Source organism: Planctomycetota bacterium, from assembly GCA_016872555.1.
In the GTDB taxonomy this organism is placed as follows: domain Bacteria; phylum Planctomycetota; class Planctomycetia; order Pirellulales; family UBA1268; genus F1-20-MAGs016.
The window spans coordinates 1-22,107 of the sequence record VGZO01000056.1 but is presented as its reverse complement, the minus strand read 5'-3'; the positions used below and the strand labels follow the sequence as shown (position 1 = coordinate 22,107).

15 protein-coding genes and 1 rRNA gene are annotated in these 22,107 nt (G+C 69.5%); 5 read left to right on the top strand and 11 right to left on the bottom strand.

Annotation, left to right across the window (positions count from 1 at the left end; translation table 11 throughout):
- Nucleotides 1-625, bottom strand: a 23S ribosomal RNA gene (locus FJ309_14915); the annotation flags it as partial.
- Nucleotides 626-1,344: 719 nt separating this feature from the next.
- Between FJ309_14915 and FJ309_14910 the strand changes: the two genes are divergently transcribed.
- The 4 genes from FJ309_14910 to FJ309_14895 are packed head-to-tail and all read left to right on the top strand — an operon-like array spanning nucleotide 1,345 to nucleotide 9,450.
- Nucleotides 1,345-3,042, top strand: coding sequence for a glucose-6-phosphate isomerase (locus tag FJ309_14910; GenBank protein MBM3955880.1), 1,698 nt, complete (start codon nucleotides 1,345-1,347; stop codon nucleotides 3,040-3,042).
- 7 nt (nucleotides 3,043-3,049) lie between these two features.
- Nucleotides 3,050-4,345 carry an efflux RND transporter periplasmic adaptor subunit gene (locus FJ309_14905; GenBank protein ID MBM3955879.1) on the top strand — a complete coding sequence of 432 codons (1,296 nt, stop codon included), beginning with the start codon at nucleotides 3,050-3,052 and terminating at the stop codon, nucleotides 4,343-4,345.
- Nucleotides 4,346-4,369: 24 nt separating this feature from the next.
- Nucleotides 4,370-7,798, top strand: a complete 3,429-nt coding sequence (locus FJ309_14900) for an efflux RND transporter permease subunit (protein ID MBM3955878.1) — start codon at nucleotides 4,370-4,372, stop codon at nucleotides 7,796-7,798.
- Entirely contained in the window at nucleotides 7,795-9,450 is a 1,656-nt protein-coding gene (locus tag FJ309_14895) for a putative manganese-dependent inorganic diphosphatase (GenBank protein ID MBM3955877.1), read from the top strand. The genes FJ309_14900 and FJ309_14895 overlap by 4 nt, the downstream gene beginning before the upstream one ends.
- 45 nt (nucleotides 9,451-9,495) lie before the next feature.
- On the opposite strand, the gene FJ309_14890 is transcribed toward FJ309_14895, so the two are convergent.
- From FJ309_14890 to FJ309_14860, 7 genes are all read right to left on the bottom strand, one after another.
- Complete coding sequence (locus tag FJ309_14890; GenBank protein ID MBM3955876.1) at nucleotides 9,496-10,827, bottom strand: hypothetical protein; 1,332 nt, start codon at nucleotides 10,825-10,827, stop codon at nucleotides 9,496-9,498.
- Nucleotides 10,828-10,968: 141 nt separating this feature from the next.
- Nucleotides 10,969-12,591, bottom strand: a complete 1,623-nt coding sequence (locus FJ309_14885; protein MBM3955875.1) for a hypothetical protein — start codon at nucleotides 12,589-12,591, stop codon at nucleotides 10,969-10,971.
- A 33-nt stretch (nucleotides 12,592-12,624) separates the two neighbouring features.
- Nucleotides 12,625-13,596, bottom strand: coding sequence for an ABC transporter ATP-binding protein (locus tag FJ309_14880; GenBank protein ID MBM3955874.1), 972 nt, complete (start codon nucleotides 13,594-13,596; stop codon nucleotides 12,625-12,627).
- A gap of 87 nt (nucleotides 13,597-13,683) precedes the next feature.
- Nucleotides 13,684-14,055: a GntR family transcriptional regulator gene (locus tag FJ309_14875; protein MBM3955873.1), complete on the bottom strand. Its 372-nt coding sequence runs from the start codon at nucleotides 14,053-14,055 to the stop codon at nucleotides 13,684-13,686.
- A gap of 327 nt (nucleotides 14,056-14,382) precedes the next feature.
- Nucleotides 14,383-14,598 carry a hypothetical protein gene (locus FJ309_14870; protein MBM3955872.1) on the bottom strand — a complete coding sequence of 72 codons (216 nt, stop codon included), beginning with the start codon at nucleotides 14,596-14,598 and terminating at the stop codon, nucleotides 14,383-14,385.
- Between the two features lie 287 nt (nucleotides 14,599-14,885).
- Nucleotides 14,886-16,157 carry an amidohydrolase family protein gene (locus tag FJ309_14865; GenBank protein ID MBM3955871.1) on the bottom strand — a complete coding sequence of 424 codons (1,272 nt, stop codon included), beginning with the start codon at nucleotides 16,155-16,157 and terminating at the stop codon, nucleotides 14,886-14,888.
- A gap of 39 nt (nucleotides 16,158-16,196) precedes the next feature.
- Nucleotides 16,197-17,864 (bottom strand): alpha/beta fold hydrolase, encoded by a 1,668-nt coding sequence (locus FJ309_14860; protein ID MBM3955870.1) that lies wholly within the window; start codon nucleotides 17,862-17,864, stop codon nucleotides 16,197-16,199.
- On the opposite strand from FJ309_14860, the gene FJ309_14855 reads away from it, so the two are divergent.
- On the top strand, nucleotides 17,814-18,221 hold the full coding sequence (locus FJ309_14855; GenBank protein MBM3955869.1) for a hypothetical protein: 408 nt from the start codon (nucleotides 17,814-17,816) through the stop codon (nucleotides 18,219-18,221). The two genes, FJ309_14860 and FJ309_14855, sit on opposite strands and share 51 nt — an antisense overlap.
- Before the next feature lie 51 nt (nucleotides 18,222-18,272).
- Here the strand turns inward: FJ309_14855 and FJ309_14850 are convergent, their stop codons facing one another.
- The 3 genes from FJ309_14850 to FJ309_14840 form a co-directional block, all read right to left on the bottom strand.
- Nucleotides 18,273-18,827, bottom strand: a complete 555-nt coding sequence (locus tag FJ309_14850) for a hypothetical protein (protein MBM3955868.1) — start codon at nucleotides 18,825-18,827, stop codon at nucleotides 18,273-18,275.
- Nucleotides 18,828-19,333: 506 nt separating this feature from the next.
- A complete protein-coding gene (locus FJ309_14845; GenBank protein MBM3955867.1) occupies nucleotides 19,334-20,263 on the bottom strand; it encodes a nucleotidyl transferase AbiEii/AbiGii toxin family protein in 930 nt (309 codons plus the stop codon).
- Nucleotides 20,260-21,027, bottom strand: coding sequence for a hypothetical protein (locus FJ309_14840; protein MBM3955866.1), 768 nt, complete (start codon nucleotides 21,025-21,027; stop codon nucleotides 20,260-20,262). Before FJ309_14840 ends, FJ309_14845 begins: the two co-directional genes overlap by 4 nt.
- Between the last annotated feature and the right edge of the window lie 1,080 nt (nucleotides 21,028-22,107).

Genomic DNA, 22,107 nt, shown 5'->3' with positions numbered 1-22,107 from the left:
GTAACTCGCCGGATCATTATGCAAAAGGCACGCCGTCACGCATTGCTGTTGCCAGCCATAGCGCTCCGACCGCTTGTAGGCACATGGTTTCAGGTTCACATTCCTCCCCTAACAGGGGTTCTTCTCATCTTTCGATCGCTCTACTAGTTCACTATCGGTCGTCAGGGAGTATTTAGCCTTACGGGATGGTCCCCGTGGATTCAGTCGAGGTTCCACGTGACTCGACCTACTCAGGGATCCCTCCGCAACGGAGACAACTCGGTTTTCGCGTACGGGCCTGTCACCCTCTGTGGACGACCTTTCCAGATCGTTCCGCTAACCGGTTGTTTTGTAACTCCTTGGAGGGCCCTACAACCCCGCGGTGGAAACCACCACGGTTTGGGCTGTTACCCTTTCGCTCGCCACTACTGAGGTAATCGATTTTTCTTTCTGTTCCTGCGGATACTGAGATGTTTCAGTTCTCCGCGTTCGCTGCTCGTGTCCTATGGATTCAGACACGGCCAGTTCGGGTATCCCGGGATCATCACCTGTTTGACGGTTTCCCCGGGCTTATCGCAGTCTTCCGCGCCCTTCAAAGCCTCCTGACGCCTAGACATCCCCCATGCGCCCTTAAGAGCTTGACCACCCGAATCGATTGCTCGCCTCAGGCCGCCCTGGCGGTTGACCGCCAGGGTTTGAGAGGCGCCGTTCGACCCGAGTCGCTTCACTCGATCCTGGGTCATCGCCGGCAAGCGCGCCGGCCCCACCCAGGTCAGTAACGTTTACTCGCTCGCCACCCACGCCCCCCGAACCTGACCTGGAAAACCAGGGCAGGACGACGAGCGTGCATGGCATTTTCTTGAGCCTTGGGAGAACGCCGCCGATGACCGCCGAAGCAGCCAACGCCGGCATTCAATCAAGATGCCAACTACCACGACCGGATTGTCAAAGAACGAAACAAGCCGACGACACCGCTTGCGCGATACCGCCGGCCCGTGCCTCCGACCACGGCCGTGCCGTGGACAGAGGTTCGCTTCGGCCGGATTTTGCCGGTGCCTTTCGACAGGCACGACACATCAGCCGAACCGGGCCTCAACCCACCGCACCGACGGACGCCACCGATTTGGACACCGCTCCCTGAGCAGGCCTCAACCGGCACGTCCGCCCGGAGCCACAGCAACCGGAAACACGAGCGGACAGCGGGAACCGATCCCGAAATACTGGGATCGGCCGCTGGATACACGAAAACTTAGCGGAGGGTTGTTGGGGGGTCAAGGGGCGGCCTTTCGAGCCCCTACGGCCAGCGTCGAAGAACCGCTGTTTTGGCCGTTTTTTAAGGCTGCATGGGCTGGAGGGGGTCCGAAGATGAGGGTGTGGGAGTCTGGTAGAGTCCGGCGTCCCCTCGAGGAGCCCCCCGCCGTGAAGCCGACCGCCGACAGCCGTCACCCTGCCTGGTCTGCCGTCACCGTGGCCGCACAGGATCTCCGGAACCGGACCATACGCGACCTTTTTTCAGCCGATCCAGCACGGGCGGAGCGGTTTACGGTCAGTGCCGCAGGAGTGGTTTTCGACTACTCCAAGCAGCTTGTCGACGCCAGGGCCGTCGCGGCGTTGGCCGCCCTCGCAGATGCGGCAGGGCTCCGCGAGCGAATCGACGCGATGTTCCGCGGCGATCGGATCAACACCACGGAAAACCGCCCGGTGCTCCACGTGGCGCTGCGGGCCCCTCGCGACGCGAGCATCGTCGTCGACGGTCGGGATGTCGTGCCCGACGTCCATGCCGTCCTCGACCGGATGGGAGCCTTCGCCGAGACCGTCCGCTCCGGACGCTGGCTCGGTGCGACCGGCAAGCCGATCCGCTCGATCGTCAACATCGGCATCGGTGGGTCCGATCTCGGCCCGGCGATGGCCGCCGAGGCGCTGCGTTACCACGCCGATCGCGGCCTCACCTTCCGGTTCGTTTCCAACGTCGACGGCACCGATTTCGCCGAGGCGGTCCTCGACCTCGACCCCGAGGAGACGCTCGTCGTCGTCTCGTCGAAGACGTTCACGACCGTCGAGACGATGACCAACGCACGAACCGCCCGCGACTGGATCCTGGCGGCGGTCGGGGGGAGTCCTGGCGCGGTCGCGCGGCATTTCGTCGCGGTCTCCACGAATGCCGTGGAAGTCGAGCGTTTCGGCATCGACACGGCCAATATGTTCGGGTTCTGGGACTGGGTCGGCGGGCGCTATTCGATGGGGTCGGCGATCGGCCTGTCGACGATGATCGCGATCGGGGCGGACGGCTTCCGGGAGATGCTCGCGGGATTCCGCGCGATTGACGAGCACTTTCGCACCGCCCCCCTGACCGAAAACATCCCCGCCCTCCATGGCCTGCTGACCGTTTTCAACAGCAGCTTCCTCGGCATGGCGACGGCCGCGGTCCTGCCCTACGACCAGTACCTGCGGCGGTTTCCCGCCTACCTCCAGCAACTCACGATGGAGAGCAACGGCAAGCGGGTCCGGCTCGACGGCAGCCCGGTCGACTGTGCCACCGGGCCGGTGGTGTGGGGCGAGCCCGGCACCAACGGGCAGCACTCGTTCTACCAGCTTCTCCATCAGGGTACGGTCGTCGTGCCCTGCGACCTCATCGGCTGCCTCCGGCCGCTCAACACGCTGGGCAACCACCACGCGATCCTGATGGCCAACATGATCGCCCAGGCGGAGGCGCTGGCCTTCGGCAAGCCGGCAGCGGCGGTCGCCGCCGAAGGGGTGGCCGCGGATCTGGTACCCCACCGGACGTTTCCCGGCAATCGCCCTTCGAACACGATCCTCGTCGACCGTCTCACGCCGCGCTCGTTGGGAAGCCTGGTCGCGCTCTACGAGCACAGCGTCTTCACCCAGGGTGTCGTCTGGGGCATCAATTCGTTCGACCAGTGGGGCGTGGAGCTGGGAAAGGTTTTGGCGCAGAAGATTGTCGGCGAATTGGAGAGCGGCCCCGAGCCCACGCTCCATCACGACGCCTCGACCAATGCCCTCATCCGGCGCGTCAGGGCGGCGCGGCGTGGTTCCGGGGTATAACCAATTCATGACCCACCTGGCCCGCCCCGCGCGGCTCACGATCCGATCCGCCCTGGCCGCGGCGGTGGTCGCACGGGCGGCGACGATCGCCGTGGCCCAGCCGCCGGCTCCCCCCGCCGTCCCCGTGGTGGTGGCGGCCGTCGAGGAACGGCAGCTCGCCGCCGGGCAGTCGTTCGTCGGCACCGTCTTTCCCGCCCGGGTCAGTGACGTCGGCAGCGCCGTCGACGGACGCGTCGTCCGGTTCCCGATCCTCGACGGGCAGCGCGTCGAAAAGGGGGAACCGTTCGCCGAACTGCTCACGGGGCTCCTCGAGATCGAGCGCCGCGGCGCGGCGGCGGAGCTCGAGCGCCTCCGGCAGGCGCTCGGGGAGCTGGAAGCGGGGTCGCGCCCGGAGGAGCTCGACCAGGCGCGGGCGATGGTCGAAGGGTCGGCGGCCCGGCTCGAATTCGCGCGGAGCCGGTTCGACCGGCTCCGCCGCCTCGCCGAGCGCGGCACGAGCACCACCGAAGAGCTTCACGACGCCGAGACCGAGCAGCGTCAGGCGGCCGCCCAGCTCGCGGCGGCCCGGGCCACGCTGGCGCTGGCCGAAGCCGGGCCACGTGCCGAGAAGATCGCCCAGGCAGCCGCCGCGGTCGCCGCCCAGGAGGCGGCGGTCGCCCGGATCGACGACCAGCTCGGCAAGCACACGATCCGGGCCCCGTTCACCGGGTGGGTGGTGCAGCGGTTTACCGAAGAAGGAGCCTGGGTGGCCCGCGGCGGGCTCGTCGCGCGGATCGTCGAACTCGACGACGTCGACGTCGTCGTCCAGGTCCCCGAGCTGTCGATCGGGCGGCTCCGCCCCGACGACCCGGTGCGCCTCGAGTTCGACGCCGCCGCCGACCGCCCGTGGATCGGGCGCGTAACGCGTGTCGTGCCCCAGGCCGATCTCCTGGCGCGCAGTTTTCCCGTCCGCGTGCGTTTGGCCAACGAGATCGTCGCCGGGGCGCCGGTGCTGCGCGGCGGGATGATCGCCCGGGCCTGGCTGCCCGTGGGGCGTGCCGGAGCGGCGACGGTGGTCCCCAAAGACGCGCTGGTCCTCGGCGGCGCGACGCCGCTGGTGTATGTCGTCGACCGGGAAGACTCCGATCCGGCGACGGGCCTCGTCACGGGTACCGTGCGGCCGGTGCCGGTAACGCTCGGCGTGACCGCCGACGACGGCGTGGCGGTGTCCGGCGATCTCGCCGCGGGCGACGCGGTCGTGATCCGCGGCAACGAACGGCTCCGGCCCGGCGCGAAGGTGTCGTTCGCCAGCGGCCGCCACTGACCCGCGCGACGGCGGAATCGGGCGATGAACCTCATCCAGGCCTGCGTCGCCAACCCGGTGAAGGTCGCCGTCGGCGTGCTGCTGCTGTCGCTGTTCGGGATCCTCGCCCTGCTGGCGATGCCGACCCAGCTCACGCCCGAGGTCCAGATCCCGACGATCACCGTCGAGACGCGCTGGCGCGGCGCGAGCCCGATGGAGGTCGAGCGCGAGATCGTCCAGCCGCTCGAGGAGCAGCTCCGCAGTGTCGAGGGGTTGGTCAAGCTCTCGTCGGAGAGCGGCGACTCCGGCGGCGTGATCACGCTCGAGTTCCCGATCGGCACCGACATGAGCCAGGCGCTGGTCAAGGTCAACACCCGCGTCCAGCAGGTGCGCGACTGGCCGATCAACGCCGACCGGCCGGTGATCCGCACCGCCAGCGGCACCGATAACCCGATCGCCTGGTTCATCCTCGCCCAAGCCCCGCCGGAGCGTGATCTCCTCGATCGGGCGCGCGCCGCGCACCCGGCCCACGCCGCCGCGCTCGACCGGGTGATCCACGCCCGCTCCCCCGACCTCGCCCTCTACCGCCTCCGCCGCCTCGCCGCCGCGCATCCCGAACTGGCCGATCTCGCTCCGGCCGAGATCGACATCGAGAGCCTGCGGCGGATGGCGGAGGACGAGATCGAGAGCCGCCTCGAGCGCGTCGACGGCGTGTCGAGCGCCGACGTCGTCGGCGGCCGACCCGACGAGCTGCAGGTGATCGTCGACCCGCAGCTCCTCGCCGCCCGCGGACTCTCGATCGACGACCTCCGCGCGGCGCTGGCCAACCAGAACCAAGACACCTCCGGCGGCGATTTCTGGGAGGGGAAGCGGCGCTACGTCGTCCGCACGATCGGCCAATTCCACTCCCCGGAGCAGGTCGAGGGCACGATCGTCTCGCGCCGTGACGGCAAGCCGGTCTACGTCCGCGACATCGCCCGGGTGCACCTCGGCAAGAAGAAGGCCGACGGCGTCGTGCGGCGCTTCGGGGCGAGCAACCTGGCACTGCGCGTGACACGCGAGCAGGGTGCCAACGTCCTCGACACCGTCCGCCGCCTCCGCGCGGTGGCCGCCGACGTCGACCGGACCGTCCTCCGCCCGCGCGGCCTCGGCCTGACGATGGTCTACGACGAGACGACCTACATCGATTCGGCCGTCGGCTTGGTGAAGGACAACATCGTCGTCGGCGGCCTGCTCACCGTCGCCACGCTGCTGCTGTTCCTCCGCAATCTCCGCCTCACGCTGGTCGTCGCGGTGGCGATCCCGGTGAGCGTGATCGGGACGTTCCTGGCGCTGGCGCTGTTCGACCGCTCGCTGAACGTCGTCAGCCTGGCGGGAATGGCGTTCGCCGTCGGGATGCTCGTCGACAACGCCGTCGTCGTCCTCGAGAACATCTTCACGCGCTGGACCGGCGGCGATGACGGCGCCACCGCGTCGGTCCGCGGTGCCGGCGAGGTCTGGGGGGCGGTGCTGGCCAGCACGCTGACGACGGTGGCGGTATTCCTCCCGGTGCTGTTCGTGCGCGAGGAGGCGGGGCAATTGTTCGGCGACATCGCCCTGGCGATCAGCGTGTCGATCGGCCTGTCGCTGGTGGTTTCGGTGCTGGTCGTGCCGGTGGCCGCGGCCTGGTTGCTCGGCGGCCGGCGTCCGCGGCCGGCGGCGGCGGGCCGGGCCGACGTCGCCACCCGGTTCGGCCGGGCGTTCACCGCGGCGATCGTCGGCCTCGACCGCCGGCTCCTCGCCAGTGCTCCGGCGTCGGCGGTCGTGTCGGCGGCGATCGTCGCGCTGTCGGCCGTGGCGACGTGGTTGCTCGTGCCGAAGGTCGAATACCTTCCCCAGGGCAACCGCAACCTCGTGTTCGGGATCCTGCTGCCGCCCCCCGGCTACAACCTCGACGAACTGCTGCGGATGGGGGAGACCGTCGAGAAGCGGATGCTCCGCTACTGGGACGTCGATCCCGGCACCCCCGAGGCGGCAGCGCTCGACGCCCCGATCCTCGCCGACATGTTCTTCGTCGCCCGGGGGCGCAGCGTGTTCCTCGGGATGCGGGCCCTCGACCCGCTCGAGGCGGGGAAGCTCGTGGCGGTCGTGCGGCAGGTCACGGCCGACATGCCGGGCACCGTGGGCGTGGCCAAGCAGTCGAGCCTGTTCGAGCAGGGGTTGTCGGCCGGTCGGACGATCGACATCGAGATCACCGGGCCGGACCTCGGCACGCTCGTCGCCCTCGGCGGGCGGATCATGGGGATGCTTCCCGAGATCACCCCGGGCAGCCAGAACTTCCCACGGCCATCGCTCGACCTGTCGAGCCCCGAGGTCCGCCTCCTCCCCCGGCTCGAGCAGTCGGCCGACATGCGCCTCGACGCCCGCCAGCTCGGCTACATGGTCGATTGCCTCGTCGATGGCGGCTACGCCACCGACTATTACCTCGACGCCGACCGGATCGATCTGGTGATCAAGGGGGACGACCGCTTCGTACAGCGCACGCAGGACCTCCGCAGCCTCCCCGTCGTCACCCCGGGCGGGCAACTGGTGCCGCTGGAGAGCGTGGCGGTGGTCGAGGAGTATTCGAGCGGGCCGGAGCAGATCCTCCACCGCGAGCGGCAACGCGCGATCACGATCCAGGTCTCGCCGGCGGCGACGATGCCGCTGGAGGAGGCACAGGAGCGGATCCTCGCCGGCGTCGTCCGCCCGCTCGTCGCGTCGGGGGATCTGGCCGGCGGCTACGCGATCACGCTCGGCGGCACCGCCGACAAGCTCCGCGGTACCTGGCAGGCGCTGTGGTTCAATCTGGCGCTTGCCGGGCTGATCACCTACCTGCTGATGGCGGCGCTGTTCGAGAGCTGGTTCTACCCGGCGGTGATCATCGCGGCGGTGCCGCTGGGGGGCGTCGGCGGGCTGGCGGGGCTCGCCGCCCTCAACTTCTTCGGGGCCCGGTTCGGGATCTACCAGCCGCTCGACGTGCTGACGATGCTCGGGTTCGTGATCCTGATCGGCACGGTCGTCAACAACCCGATCCTGATCGTCGAGCAGGCGCTGTTCCTGGTGCGCTCCGAGGGGCGCGACGGCAGCGACGCGATCGTCGAGGCGGTCCGCAGCCGGGTCCGCCCGATCTTCATGACGACCCTGACCACCGTCCTCGGCCTCCTCCCCCTGGTGCTCTTCCCCGGGGCGGGCAGCGAGCTCTACCGGGGCCTCGGCGCCGTCCTCCTCGGCGGTCTCCTGGTGGCGACGCTGGTGACGCTCGTCCTGGTGCCGCTCCTCCTCGGCCTCTGTTTCCGTGCCTTCGGTCCCCCCGAATCGACCGACCTCACGCGCCGCCGCGCCCCCGCGTCGGTCGCGATGCCGGAGCCCGACCTGCCCACCGAGCCGGCCGGCGGCTGGCATACTGCCGTGGCCGCGAAGCCCCCTGCCCCGCAGCCCGTCACCCACCCATGAGCCTGCTCGTCTTCGGCCACCGCAATCCCGACACCGACGCGATCTGCTCGGCGATCGCCTACGCCGACCTATTGCGCCGCACCGGCCGCCCCGATGCTGTCGCCGCCTGCTGCGGCCCGCCGAACACGCGCACGCAATACGTGCTCGCCGAGGCCGGGCTGCCGCCGCCGCGGATGATGATGGACGTCCGCCCCGCCGTGGAGGGTGTCTGCCGCCGCGCCGTCCCCACGGTCCGTTACGGCGACGTGTTCCACGAGGCCTACCTGCGGATGAAGGCCCACGATCTGCGCGCGATCCCGGTGGTCGACGGCCTTGACCGCGTCGTCGGGCTGGTGTCGGTGCTGCACCTGATGGACCTGTTCTTCCACGACGAAGGCGACCCGGTCCTGTCGCGCACCGTGGCGACGAGCCTCGACAAGATTCGCGACGTCCTCGGCGGCGATTTTCAGGTGCCGCTCCGCACGGCCGAGCGCACCGAACTGCTCGTGATGGTCGGCGCGATGAGCGCCGAGGGGTTCACCGAGCGCATGCACCGCTTCCCGCCGCAGCGCGTGGTCGTGGTCTGCGGCGACCGGCCGACGATCCAGCTCCCGGCGATCGAGCACGGGGTCCGTGCCCTGGTGATCACCGGCGGGTTCTCCCTCTCGCCGGGGCTCGAGCAGCTCGCCCGGGCCAACGGTGTGGCGGTGGTCCGCAGCCCGTTTGACACCGTCAACACGACGATGCGGATCCGCTCGTCGCAGTTCATCGATCCGGTCGTCGACGCCGACGTGGTCACGCTCCCGGCGCGGATGGGGGTCGCCGACGCCCGGCCGATCGTCGAGCGCTCCCAACAGCCGGTGTTTCCCGTCGTCGAGGACGACGGCCGGCTCGTCGGCCTGGCCTTCAAGAGCGACGTCATCAATCCCCCCAAGCCGCAGCTCGTCCTCGTCGACCACAACGAGCTCGCCCAGGCGGTCGCCGGGGCGGAGGACGCCGACATCGTCGAGGTCCTCGACCACCACCGCCTCGGCGGAGGCCTGAAGAGCGCCCAGCCGATCCGCTTCGTCAACGAGCCGGTCGGCTCGACCTGCACGCTCGTCGCCCGTCAGTTCCGCGCCGCCGGGATCGATCCCGAGCCGGGGATCGCGCTGTGCATGGCCGGCGGGATCATCTCCGACACGCTGTCGCTGCGCAGCCCGACGACCACCGACGTCGACCGCGACGTCCTCGGGTGGCTGCGGGGCAAGGTGGCCGTCGATCTCGACGCTTACACGCGCGGGTTCTTCGCGATCGGCTCGGCGCTGCGCTCGAGCAGCCCCGCCGACGTGATCCGCGAGGACTGCAAGGAATTCACCGAGCACGGCGTGCGATTCTCGATCTCACAGATCGAAGAGACCGGCTTCGACCTGTTTTGGGACCGCAAGGAGGAATTGCGGTCCGCACTCGAGGCACACGCCACCGCCCACCGGCTCGCGTTCGCGGCGCTACTGGTCACCGACGTGGTCAGCAACGGCTCGCTGCTGCTGTTGTCGCGCGAAGACGAAGCCTGGGAAGAGGTCAACTACCCGCGGCTCGACCGCGGACTGTACGAACTGGAGAACGTCGTCAGCCGCAAGAAGCAGCTCCTGCCGTTCATCGTCCGACTGCTCGACGCCGCCGCGGCACGCTAAGGAGCCGTGGCCTGAGCATTTGGCTGCTCGACGCGGGACCGCCACTCAGCGGTCGGCGGCCGGGGCGGAGGCCTCGAGGAAGTCGGGGCGGCCGTTGCCATTGGCGTCGCCGCTCCCCTCGGCGAGGTCGCCGGTGCCGTCGCCGTCACCGTCGAGCGCGGCCAGTGCCAGACGCACGAACGGGCGCTGGTAGGCCTCGCCGTCGGCCCCGGCGTAGCTCACATACGCGACCAGGTCGGTCGCGTCGAACACCGCGTCGAGGACGTTGCTCCCCTTGATCGGGATCGCACAGGCGACTTCGGTGAGCTTGGCGGCGTCGAGGCGGCCATGGTGCTCCTTGAGAAACGGAAACGCGCCGCGCCCCTCGTCCTGGTAGACGAGGTCGGGGAGCACCGCCGGGGCGAGCTCGTCGGTGGGATCGTTGGCCTTCCAGATCTTCACGTCGTCGAGACCCTTGCCGGTATGGGCGCGGATCTTGACACCGCGCCGGTCGGCGCGGCCGTCGCCGAACACGAAGTGGTATTTCTTCGTCCGCGGCAGCCCCTTGAAGGTGTCGAGCGCCTCGGTGAGCGAGTCGGCGTCGTAGAGGAGCGTGCGAAACCAGGTGGTGAAGTGCGGGGCGTGGAGCTCGTAGGGCATCTCCTTGGCCGGTGAGTCGCCCATCTCCGACAGCGCGATCCCGGCGGCGCTCATGCCGCAGTTGGCACCGGCGAACCCGGCGAACGTCGGCAGCAGGTGGGGATGGCCGTGGGCGGGCAGGTAGACGACGATCAGCCCGTGATCGTGGGCGCCGAGCTCGAGCTCCCAGTCGAGATTCCGCGTCTGGTAGAGGTGGCCGTCGGCGGTAGCACTTCCCCACGCGGAGATCGCCGAGCAGGAATAAGGCATCAGCAGCGGCACGGCGTGGACCGCCTGGAGCATCGCCAGCGGCACGCCGGCCCCCTCCGCCATGCCGACGATCTCCTGCTCGACACGGTCGTCGATCCAGGCCGATTGCGTGCCCCAGGCGGCGGCGAGTTGGGCATCGTCGGCCCCCATCGCCCCCTTCACCTTGGCCAGCAGCTGTGGCACGAACGTCTGGATGTCCTTGGCCATGAGTCGGCCGAGGTGCCAGCCCATCTGTCGCGGCGTGCCGCCGACGACGACCACCGGGATCGTGACACCGCCGCTGCTGACGCTCGCGCGGTAGCCGCCGCCGCCGGGGCTGTCGGCATGCGACTGGCCGTCGGACTGCTCGACGAGTTTCACCGTCGCGGCGAGGTTGCCGCCGGCGATCGCCCGCGCCTTCTCGGCCGCGGACGGTGCCTGCGCGGAGGCGACGACGCACGACGTCAACGAAACCGCTGCAAGCAGCACGGCGGGCACACGGCAAACCATGGCGACAGCCTCCGGGGAAAGAGCCACCGGACCCCCCGTCCGCGGCTCGGCCGGAGTATAGCGGCGTGAGGGAACCCGTTCCCACCCCGACTCCCGCCTGATCCGCGGATGAGTGCCCTCCGAAACGGGCGATTGCGAGCCCTACGACAGGGCTTGGCAGCCAGCCAGCCACACGGCATGGAGGACGACGATCGCCGCCCCCCAGCGGAGCCTCAAAAGCGCCCGGTCGTCGCGAAGCCAGGGTCGGACGAGCGCCAGCGGCACCGCGAGCAAAAGAAGCGGCGGTGCCCACGACCACAAGCTTCCCCCGGGGATGAATCGGGCATCGCCGAGGGGTCGGCCCAAGTGGCTCACACCCAAGTGGCTCACACCCAAGTGGCTCACACCGGTGGTCCACACGAGCCCGGAACAGAGCGCCGCCACCAGGCCGGCGGCGAAGGCCAGCAGGCTCGACCGCCAGACCATCGCCGTGGCAAGGCAGTGGATCCCGCCGAAAAAGCCGGTCGCCGCCGCGAACAGAACCCAGCTGATCGGCAAGGCCGCCAGCGAGCCGAACCGTTCGTTGGGGACGAGCCCGAGGAGCGCGACGGCGCCGAGGGCGGTGACGACCGCCAGCATCGGCAGCGCCCGGGCCGCGAGAATCTTCCACGGGGAAAGCCCGCGCTCGGCCGGCCAGGGCACGCGGCCCGACGCCTGGTCGCCGCCGATCGCCTGCAGCGCGGCGAGCACGATCGTCACCACAGGGGCGATGAACCCGCCGACCGTGAGGCCGGTCTCCCACGCGTCCGAACCGTCCGACCGCGGGTCGAGCCGAGCGAGCGCCGCGACTGTCGCCGCCGTACTCACCCCGGCCGCCACGCCGATCAGCGGCGCCGTCCACGTCAGTTGCAAAGAAGTCCAGGCGAGGGCCCACCATCCGGCGGGTGACCGCCAGGATCGCCAGCCCTCGGTACGGTCCTGCACGGCGGTGATGAACAGCACGGCTTCGCCGAGGGCCCCGCTCGCGACGGTGCTGTCGGCAACCCCGTCACGTTCGTCGGCCCGACGCCAGGCCCGGCGGAACGAAACCGGTAAGGCCGCAAGGCCGATCACGAGCGGGCAACCTGCGACCAGGATGAAGAGCACGCGGGCATGGCCGGCGGGTTCACCGTCTGCAAACGGAGACTGCCACCCAGGCAGCGAACGTTCGCGCCAACTGACCACCGCGCCGAACAGCGCGAACCACATGAGATGCCACCCGACGGACGACACCACCGCGAGGAGCGGTTCGGCCACGAACAGACCGGCCACACAGGTCAAGCCCACGAGCGATATCGCCACGAAGCTCGCGATCACCGCCTGCTCCAGCGCCGGAAACGGCAGCAAGGCCGCAACACCGCCGCCGTCCGGCAGCCCACCGGGCACAAGGCACACGAGCCACGCACACGCCGCAGCCCCGAGCCCGGCGGCGACGATCACCGCGAGTTTCACAGCCAGCACGTTCCACCAAGCGACCGGCAGCAGCGCGTGCCAGCCCCACGTGCCCTGCCGCCGCTCGCCGGCGAACAGCATCGCCGCGGCGAACATCGCGACCCCGGATGCGACCAGGGGGCAGGCGGTCGCCGGGTCCGCGACCCAGGCGAAGTCCTCCACCATGGTCGCGCCGGCGGCGATCGACAACCTCCGCGCGATGACCAGAGCCGCATGGCCGGCGACGACGGCGAGCACGGCGTCGCGGGCAAGGCGCGATTCCTTCCAGGCTAGCGCGACCGAGGCGAATGGCATGGGCGACTCCTCGTACGGTGTAATCGGCGCTGGTCAGCGGCCGGCGCCGGTCACGGCGCCGGCCCGGCGCGGCGCACGGTCCCAGGGCAACCGGCCGCACGGCTGGGTGAAGGCGACGTACAAGTCTTCGAGCGCCGGGCGGACCACGCGGACATCCCCGACCGCCGGATCGGCGGCGAGGCCGTCGACGACGCCCGCGCCGAGGGCGGGCACGAGCAGGCGCACCGAACGCCCCTGGCATTCCCCCCAACGGACGGCCAGGTCGAGGACCGCGGGCGGCGGCACGGCAAACGGATCTCGGAGCGTGAACGACACCAGCGTGTGGCCGGCCTTGAGGTCGTCGAGCGGGCCGTCGATGACGATCCGTCCCTCGTGGATGATCGTCACATGGTCGGCGACGCGCTCCACCTCGGCGACCTGGTGCGAGCTGATCAGGACGCTCCTCCCCTCGGCGGCGATGTCGACCATGCTCTGGAGGAACTCGCGGCGGACGACCGGATCGAGCCCCGACGTCGGCTCGTCGAGGAGGAGCAGCGGCGGCTCGGCGGCCAGCACGCTGGCCAGCGCCGTCTTGGCGCGCATTCCCTTGGAGAGGGCGCGGACGCGCGTCGCGGGCGGAAGATGGAAATCCTCGGCCCACCGGACGAATGCCTGCGGATAGCCGGGGCCGTGGAACGCCGAGCAAAACCACCCCACCTGCTGCACCGTCATCCAGTCGTAGAGCGCCGGCGCGTCGGCGAGGTAGCCGATCCGGCGCCGCACGGCGAACGGCTCGCGCCCCGGCTCGACCCCGAGCACGCGGATCGCCCCGCCGTCGGCGCGGAGAAATCCGACGAGCAGCCGCATCAGCGTGGTCTTGCCGGCGCCGTTCTCGCCGAGCAGCGCGTGGACGCAGCCGGGGCGGACGGTGAGGTCGATTCCGCGGAGCACCTCGTTGCGACCGAATCGTTTGGTCACGCCGCGGACCTCGACGGGGATTCCGTTCTCGGTTCCGACCGGTTCCATGGATCACCTCCCCTGCCCGATCGGCACGTGCAGCCGTCGGGCCGCGCGCTGGTCCGGGTGTGTTCGTTTCCGTCGGCCCGCCGCCCGCTAGCCCGCCTCCGGCGTGCCACTCCGCATCACCTTCCGCACCGAACGCTCGAACAGCGCGCGCAAATCGTCGGGGGCCACGCCCCCCTGCAGCGCCTCGGCGATCACCTGCTCGAGCCGCTCGAGAACGAGCGCCTGCCGCTCGGCGACACACGCCCGCACCGCCGCCCTGCAGACTGCGAGCCCGCGGCCCCGCACCGGCTCGAGGACGCCGTCGGCCTGGAGCTGCTGGTAGGCACGCTGGATCGTGTTGGGGTTGACGGTGAGTTGTTGCGCCAATTCCCGCACGCTCGGGATCCACTCCCCGGGCGCGAGCGTACCGGAGGCGACGGCGTACTTGATCTGCCGCACGATCTGGTCGTAGATCGCCAGCCCGTCGTCGGCGTCGATGCGGAAGATCATCACCTGTCCCCAGTGCCGTCTGTACTAGTGTGATAATACAGCGGTTTCCAGGGGTGTCAAGTGGAGGTGAACGAAAGACAGGGAGCGGGCGCGGTGGCGATCACGTCGGAGCCCCGCTCGGGCCCGACAGAGGGCGACGGCGGAGACACCGCGCAGTTCCCTTGATTTCAGGATACGCCAGCGTTTTGCCGAGCGACTGATCGACGATGTCGCACGAGATCCGCCGGCGCGGCCCGAGCAGGAATCGGGCCGACCCGGTGCGAACCCGCTGCAAACGCGTCTCAGCGGAGCCGTCGCTCAGACGGCCTTGGCGAACGTGGCTGCGTCAGCGCTCGCCACCGAGTCGCGAACTTCGGCGACCACGACCGGCTCGACGGCCGGCGCGCCGCCGGTCAGCGGGCAGTCGGCCGTGTCGGCCTGCGGGTGGAAGTCAGTGTGCTCGTGCGCCGGCTCACCGTAGAGCTCCTGCATGCCGGCCACAGCTCCGAGATACTCGCGGAAATGCGCGTCCATGCTTCCGTCCTCCTTGCATGGTTGACCGTTCCAGCCCCTGGAACGTAACCACCGCTTCCATTGTTCACGGGCGGTCAAGCAAAACGTCACGGAATCGAATCGCACCCACCGCGAAGGTGTCGGCATCGCCCGACGAGGCAAACGGGGCAAGCGACCGGGCAAGCCAGGGAAGGCAGCAGCCCGCAAAACCTCGCCAATTCGGCGACTGTCCCTGCCGGAATACGCAATCAGCGACTCTCGCTCCCGGTTGCCAGCACGAAAAATAGCGCGCCGCCCCACGATCCCCATCACGCTCCCCCGGAGGCGAGCCTCCCCGCCTTGATCGCCCCCCCCTGGATCACGGCCCGGAACCGGCGCCGGTCCTCGAGGATCCGGATGTCGGTCGTCGGGTCTCCCTCGACGACGAGGACGTCGGCGAGCTTTCCCGCCTCGAGCGTGCCGAGGTCGGCGCCGCGCCCCATGATCTCGGCGCCGGTCTTCGTGGCACAGGTGAGGACCTCGAGCGGCGTGAACCCGACGTGCTCGACGAAGAACGTCAACTCCCGCGCGTAGTCGCCGTGGGGATTCCAGGCGAAGCCGTAGTCGCCCCCCATCCCCAGCCGGCCGCCGGCGCGGAGGATCCGCCGGGCGCTTTCGGCGCCACCGTCGAGCGTCTCCTGATGGCCGTCGATGACACGCTGCGAGAGGCCGAACTCGCGCCCCCGCTCGATGCTCGCGTGCTCGAAGTACAGCGCCGGCACGCACGGCACGTCGCGCGCCAACAGCAGATCGAGCCCCTCGTCGTCGATGAACGTGCCGTGCTCGATCGCGTCGTAGCCGGCGCGGAGGGCGTTGACGATCCCCGCCGTCGCCCGGCAATGGCCGGTGACCTTGAGCGCGTGGTTGTGAGCGGTGGTGACCACGGCGTGCATTTCCTCGAACGTCATGCACAGCGTGTGGTGGTCGTTGGTGTCGGGGGCGGCGGCGTCGCCGGTGGGGTAGGTCTTCACCCACTCGACGCCGTCCTTGACGAGCTTGCGGACCGCCGCCCGGGCCTCGTCGGGGCCGTTGACCAACAGCACGAGCCCCTCCATGCCGATCTTGCGGTAGTCGGGGTTCCAGTCCATCAGCCCGCCGACACCGCAGATCTCGCGGCCGCTGGCGGCGAGGCGCGGGCCCGGCGTGATCCCCGCCTCGATGGCCTTCTTCAGCCAGACGTCGATGTTGAACAGGCTCCCCCCGCTCCGCGCCGCGGTGTAGCCGCACTCGAGGGCCAGCCGGGCGTTGGCAGCCGCCAGCAGCGTCACGTATTCGACCGGGTATTTGATGTCGAGGTCCTCGAGGGCCGCGACGTTGAAATAGGTGGGGTGGAAGTGGGCCTCGACGAGGCCGGGAAGGAGCGTGCAGCCGGGGGCGTCGATCCGCCGCGCCCCAGGGCGGAGCGGTGCGCCGGCAGCGCTGCCGGCGTAGGCGAGCGCGCCGTCATCGATGACCAGCGCCGCGGCGGCGAGCGCCGGAGTTCCCGTGCCGTCGAACAGCCGATCGGCCGTGATCACCGTCGAGCTCGTGGCCGCGTGCATGCGCTGGTCTCCGCGTGGCCGCCGATCCCCGGTAATCGCTCACCGCCCCTCGTCGCCGAGCGCCTCGAGAAATGGCAGCAGGAACCGTGCGAGCAATTCCGGCGCCTGGCCGTGGATCGTGTGGCCGACGCCGCGGCACTCGATCCGGGTCAGGTCGCCGACGTGCCGCTCGATCGACTCGGCATCGTCGGCGGGCAGCATACCTCCCAGCGCCATGTCGGCGCGGAGGAGGAGCACGGGGCAGCGGACGGCGGTGAGCGTCGCCTGCCAGGGGAGCCCGGCGAGCCACGAGCCGTCGAACAGCGGCGCGAACACGGCCGGATCGGCATCGGCCAGGCAGCGCGCCGTGAACCGCAGGCTGGCGGCGTCGCGGACGTCGCCGAGCCGGCGCGGCGCTCCACCGCCGGGGAACGGCATCCGTGCCTCGGCCAGCTCGCGGGCCAGGTCGGCCACGGCGAGCCGGCTGCCGGCGTGCTCCCGGAACAGCTCGAACAGCGCGTGGTAGCCGGTGTGGGCGATGCCCGCGACGAACGACGGCCCGGGGGGATCCTCGAGGACGACGGCGGCGACGTGCGCGGGTACGGCCGCCGCGGTGGCCAACGCCACCAAGGCCCCGAGCGAGTGACCATGGAGGATCACGGGCGCCGAGAACTCATGGCTGACGACGGCCACGGTATCGGCGGCGTAGTCGACGACTCGGTAGCCGTCGGCGGCCCGGTCGGAGGCCCCGTGGCCGCGGTGGTCGAGTCCGGCGATCCGCCAGCGGGGGAGGAGATGGGGGAGGAGCGGCGCGAACGACCCGAACCGGCGGCCGACGCCATGGAGCAACAGGATCGCACGCTCGGCATCGGTCGCCGACTCGAACAGCGTCAGCCGCACGCCGTCGCCGGCGACCTGTCGAGACTGGATCATGAGCGTGTTCCCTCGCGGAGTGGCGTCCGACAGTTCACCCGCTCGGTCCCACGACGGAAAGGGGCCGCAGCAGGACCGGCGGCGACTCGACCGGGCGTCACCTCCCGCCCGGTGCCTCGGCGGCACCCGAACGGATCGCCCACCCGGACGCCTTGGAAATCCTGGCCCGGCGTCCCGACGTCTCGCGTGACACACATCCCATGAATCGCCATGACCGCCACCGCTTGGCGGTAGACGATCCCGCGCCCGATACTCGCGGTCATGTCGTCGCCCCCTGTCTGTGAGCCGGTCTGGTGGCGCGAGCCGCGGGCGCGGGCACTGGCCACATGGGGCGTCGTGCTCGTCGCCAGCGGCTTGGCCCACGTCGCCGTCTGGGGAGCCCTCGGCGGGCCCTGGGAAGGGGCGGTCTCGTGGCGGAAGCCGATCCTGTTCGGGATTTCCGGCGGCCTCACGAGCCTGTCGCTGGCCTGGGTCTGGTCGAAGCTCCCCTGGCGGCGCGGTGACGCCGTGCTGGCGCGGCTCACTGCCGCGGCACTGGTCGTCGAGGTGGCCCTCATCGACCTGCAGCGGTGGCGCGGCGTGGCGAGTCACTTCAACCGCACGACTCCACTCGACTCGATCCTCTACGACGCGATGGGGATCCTGATCCTGTTCGTGTCGGCGATCGCGGTCGACCTGTGCATCCGGCTGTTCCTCCAAGGGGTCGATCTCGAGCCCGACGCCCGCCTGGCCGCCCGCGCGGGGATGCTGTTTCTCGTCGTCTCCTGCGCGCTGGGGATCTGGGTGAGCGTCCATGGCGACGTGCGCGTCGCCGCGGGTCTCGAGCCGGAGCGCTACGGTGCAGCCGGGGTGCCGAAGTTTCCCCACGGGAGCGTGATCCACGCACTGCAGTGGCTGCCCGTACTGGCCTGGGGGGCCGCACGGGCAGGCATGTCGCCGCGGCGCCGCCGGCAGATCGTGACGCTGGCGACCGCCGGCACGCTGCTCGTGCTCGTCTACTCGCTGATCCAGACCTTCTCCGGACGGTCGCGGACCGACGCCGAGCCGGCCAGCGCGGCGATCCTCGCGGCGGGGGCGATCCTGCTTGCAGTTCCGGCGGCGGCGGTGGCGGCTGGGTGGATCGCGAGCCGGACCGCGACGCGGTGCGCCTGACACGCGGGCGCGACAACCGCCTCGATTGGCAGGATCGCCGTCGCCCGCCGTTCACTGACCGGCTTCCACCGGCGCTTCGACCACCACGGTGAAGTCGGTGTGGCAGTGGCCCGAGCAAGTCGCGTCGACGAGGTGGAGGTCGATCGCCACCGGTGCCGTCCCCGGCTCGGCGCTGACCGTCACCGGCACGACCGGCCGCCGCTTGGCCAGAGCCACAAGCGCCCGCGAGCGCAGTTTTTTGTCGAGCCCGCTGGCCTCCTCATCGTCGGGCACCGAGACCGTGACGCCCGCGTGGCGAAACGTATCGCCGTCGGCCGAGGTCGTGCCGACCGGCGCGGTGTCTTCGCCGCTCGTCATCGCCGACAGCTCCAGCCCGCCCCCGCGGGTCACGCCGACGGGACATTCGCAGGAAAACAGGACCGTCTTCGTCTCCCCCGGAGCGACCACGACCAGCGGAATGATCCGGGTCGGCTTCACGGGCGCGGGCTTGGCCGCCGCCTTGGTCGCGCCCTTCGCCGCGGTGGCAGGCTCGTCGGCCATCGCCGTCGTCAGGGCAACGATCCCGGCCACGACGAGTCCTCCGGCAAGCCATTCGACGACGCGCATGGTTCAGATCCTCCGGTCGAGGTCGGTGGTTCAGGCCATCGCGCCACGGCACCGACAGCCCAGGACGTGCTTCCCCGATGTGTAGGATACCGCGGGCTCGATGGCAGCTTTTCATGCCGCCAGATGCCGGTCGCGTCGAGGGTCACCCGGAAAGAAAACAGCCGTATCCCCCGCGTTTGCGAAGGATACGGCTGGCTGACTGCGACCCGAGTACCCCCACGGGGAGTCGACTTATTGCAGAATCCTCGGGAGGTACCGCAGTCGAGGAAAATTCCGGACCAAATTCCGGACCACGGCGGGTGGCCCCCGATCTCGGAGACCTGGTTCGACTCCTCGCGGATCTCCCGGATGGTCAACGCCAAGCCCTCGTGAGCCTCATGCGGCACGCCGCCGGCGGCGGGTGAAATCCCGGACTCGCGATCGCTCGCAGGTCGTCTCCCAAACCTGGCCCTGGCCGGCTGGCCATGGTTTGGGAGGCAGGCGCGCCATCACGTCGTTCCACACGGTCATCCCGCGGGCATGCCAAGCACCTGGGCCAGGGTCCGCAGCCCTGCCGCATGTTTCGCCCGGTTTTCCGACCGTAGTTTCTGGATGTTGAGCAGTTTCCAGCGCGGGGCCGGGAGCCGGTCCGCTCCCGCCACCGTAAACAGCGACCAGTCAGGATCACCCGCCTCGAAGCCGAGGAGAAATCGGCGATCCGCGTCAGTCAGCGACGCGTGAACCAACCCGATCAGTTCAACGAAGGTAGCTTCATGACCGGCGTAGTCGAAGGGCAACAGCGTCATGCCTGAAAACTCGCCCTCGAAGGTCTTCCGCTGATCCTTGGCCTCCGGCGCCAAGAGCTCCACGATCGGTCGGCGGTGGCCGATGACGTTCACGAGCAAGCCCGCTCGGACGTCGCCACCAAAACCCTCTGCGTCGAGCAGGTGTCGAACGTCGAACAAGTCCCGGGGATGCTGTCGGTCCAGCGCCGCCGATAACTTGCCGCCGAAGAGGTCGGCATGCGACACGACCGGCAGCTCGACGAACGACTCAAACGCCTCCTGAACAGCATCGGTGCAGGCAAGCTGTCGGACGGGCCATAGCGAGCCCCGCTGGAGCGGATTGACCTCGATCTTCACTCGTGCCCTGCCCCGCTGGCAGTGCACCTTGACCGCCATGTGTTCGCTCTGGGGCACGAGGGTCACTCGCGTTCCCGGCAGCCGGTCATGGGCCCGGGCTTTGATTCGTGCCAGCCCCTCGGAAATGCCGGCCAACGATGCAGCGCGATCGTCCAACGGCAGGTAGGTGAGGTCGATGTCGACAGACAGTCTGGGCATGTTGCGGACGAAGAAGTTGATCGCGGTGCCGCCTTTCAACGCAAACGCCGCCTCTTCGGCAACCAGTGGCAGCAGATCCAGCATCAGCCGCACCTGCGCCTGATACGCATCGTTCATTCTTCCCCCAGCGCCCGCGGCACGACGATCTCGTACTTCGCCACGTAACCGCCTTTGGGGACGATGCTGCGGGCGCCTTTGCCAAGATCGATCCGGTTTCGCGCGAGCTTGGCCACCACCGGAAGCCCGGCCCGCTCGGCCAAGAACATGAAGAGCCTCTTCACCTTGACCGAGGAGCATGCCTCCAGGAGCGATTGCATCACCTGAGGCCGTAGCGTCCGCAGATTCTCGACCAGTCCGTACGTCTCCACCAGATCCATCCGCTGCGGTGCCAAGAGCAGGCATTCGAGGATCGCCCGTTCCGGCGCGGAAGCCACGAGTGAGAAGCCGCCGAAATCACGCGTGCGGACAGCGGCGCTGGCGGGCAGGAATTTCGAAGTCACATGCGTCACCTTTCCCGACCAGTGGTGCCGCCGGAACCAGAGAGGCGGTCGCACGCCTGGCGCCGAGAACAGCCACACCTGCTCCCGCCCGAGCCGCACGAACTGACCGGCACCCTCGGCGGCAAGGGCGGTGAGACCGCCGACGTGGACCGCCAGTCCGTCCTGTGTCTGGAGCGCGTGGAGCCCACCTTGCCAGGTCGGGGAATCACCGCACCGCTTGAACACCCCGACCCCGACCGACTCGAGCCAGCCGCTGGCCACGTACTTCTGAGTGTGTTGCGGAGTCACCCCGAAAGCAGCCAGCGCAGACCGGGTGACGACGCCATGCCGCGGCAGGGAATGGACAATGGACTTCAGTTTTGATTCGCTGGATATACCCACGGTATATTTCTAGAATGCAAATCAAAGTAGTTGCAGGAAAATGCTGCCGCTGTGGGTAACCACGTACCGGTGCTTCCGGACGCGTTCTGGAAACAATGGATGCCGACGGCGAGCGGGTCGCAGGCATCGACGACACCCAGCGACCACTCGATCCACTCGGCGGCCTCCTGCTTGGCTCTCTCGAAGAGCGATCGCTCCTCGGTAAGTTGCCAAACAGCCTCGACGAACTCCCGGGGATCTCCGCACCGCTTCCACACCTGGGGCCCGCTTGGACGGAGCTAACTCCGCCTCTTCTTCGCTGCTCTGGAGCCGTCACCCCGAAAAAACAGCCGTATCCCCCGCGTTTGCGAAGGATACGGCTGGCTGACTGCGACCCGACTACCCCCACGGGGAGTCGAAGAAACCGCGTTTTCGCCAGCAAAGCCGCCATCAAGCATACCACCCGGCACGCTACCCGGCACACCCGGCGCCGCTGGCGACGTCGTCGACCTCCTCCGGCTCCTGGCCGGTCTGTCGGCAGAGGAGCGAGCCGCGCCCCTCTCGATCGCTCGCGAGGCGGCAGCCACCCAGGCGGAGCCAGCGGCGACGCCGGCCAGGCGGACGCCGAGCCGGCGGTCCTCGACTCGCCGATCGTAACGCCGGCGACGTCAGCACAAGCACAACTCCGAAAGCCGCGGGATCGGCGGAGTTGTGCTGACGCAGTCAGGCCACCAGGGAGGGTACCCTCCGATTCCGCGGTCGACGCCGGCCGGAGACCCCACGCTCCCACCGCGCGAAATCCTGTCGGGTTTCGCCAAGCCTGGCCGGCGGACGAGACCGCGTGCCATCCCGAAGCGCCTTCAGCGCGGGAGCCCAATCGCGATGCCGAATCTATCCTCGGCCGCCACTGTGGACCGGCCAATCGTCCACCGATATCCTATGGCCGGCGTTTGGCGACCAGGCTCGACGCCAGACATGGCGCGGCGAGGCACGGCTCATCACGGCAGGAAAAGAGCAGCCGGGATTGTCCCGACTGATCAACCATTCGTGAGGAAGCATCATGCCCCGATTGATTTCCGAGTGTGCGGTGGTCAAACGAGT

Coding starts and splice junctions, on each gene's coding strand:
- FJ309_14885 (MBM3955875.1), bottom strand. CDS start 12,591: ATGCCATTCGCCTCGGTCGCGCTAGCCTGGAAGGAATCGCGCCTTGCC.
- FJ309_14900 (MBM3955878.1), top strand. CDS start 4,370: ATGAACCTCATCCAGGCCTGCGTCGCCAACCCGGTGAAGGTCGCCGTC.
- FJ309_14890 (MBM3955876.1), bottom strand. CDS start 10,827: ATGGTTTGCCGTGTGCCCGCCGTGCTGCTTGCAGCGGTTTCGTTGACG.
- FJ309_14860 (MBM3955870.1), bottom strand. CDS start 17,864: ATGGACGCTCACCCAGATCCCCAGCGCGCAGGAGACGACGAGAAACAG.
- FJ309_14895 (MBM3955877.1), top strand. CDS start 7,795: ATGAGCCTGCTCGTCTTCGGCCACCGCAATCCCGACACCGACGCGATC.
- FJ309_14910 (MBM3955880.1), top strand. CDS start 1,345: ATGAGGGTGTGGGAGTCTGGTAGAGTCCGGCGTCCCCTCGAGGAGCCC.
- FJ309_14850 (MBM3955868.1), bottom strand. CDS start 18,827: ATGCGCGTCGTCGAATGGCTTGCCGGAGGACTCGTCGTGGCCGGGATC.
- FJ309_14865 (MBM3955871.1), bottom strand. CDS start 16,157: ATGCACGCGGCCACGAGCTCGACGGTGATCACGGCCGATCGGCTGTTC.
- FJ309_14880 (MBM3955874.1), bottom strand. CDS start 13,596: ATGGAACCGGTCGGAACCGAGAACGGAATCCCCGTCGAGGTCCGCGGC.
- FJ309_14905 (MBM3955879.1), top strand. CDS start 3,050: ATGACCCACCTGGCCCGCCCCGCGCGGCTCACGATCCGATCCGCCCTG.
- FJ309_14845 (MBM3955867.1), bottom strand. CDS start 20,263: ATGAACGATGCGTATCAGGCGCAGGTGCGGCTGATGCTGGATCTGCTG.
- FJ309_14870 (MBM3955872.1), bottom strand. CDS start 14,598: ATGGACGCGCATTTCCGCGAGTATCTCGGAGCTGTGGCCGGCATGCAG.
- FJ309_14855 (MBM3955869.1), top strand. CDS start 17,814: ATGCTGTTTCTCGTCGTCTCCTGCGCGCTGGGGATCTGGGTGAGCGTC.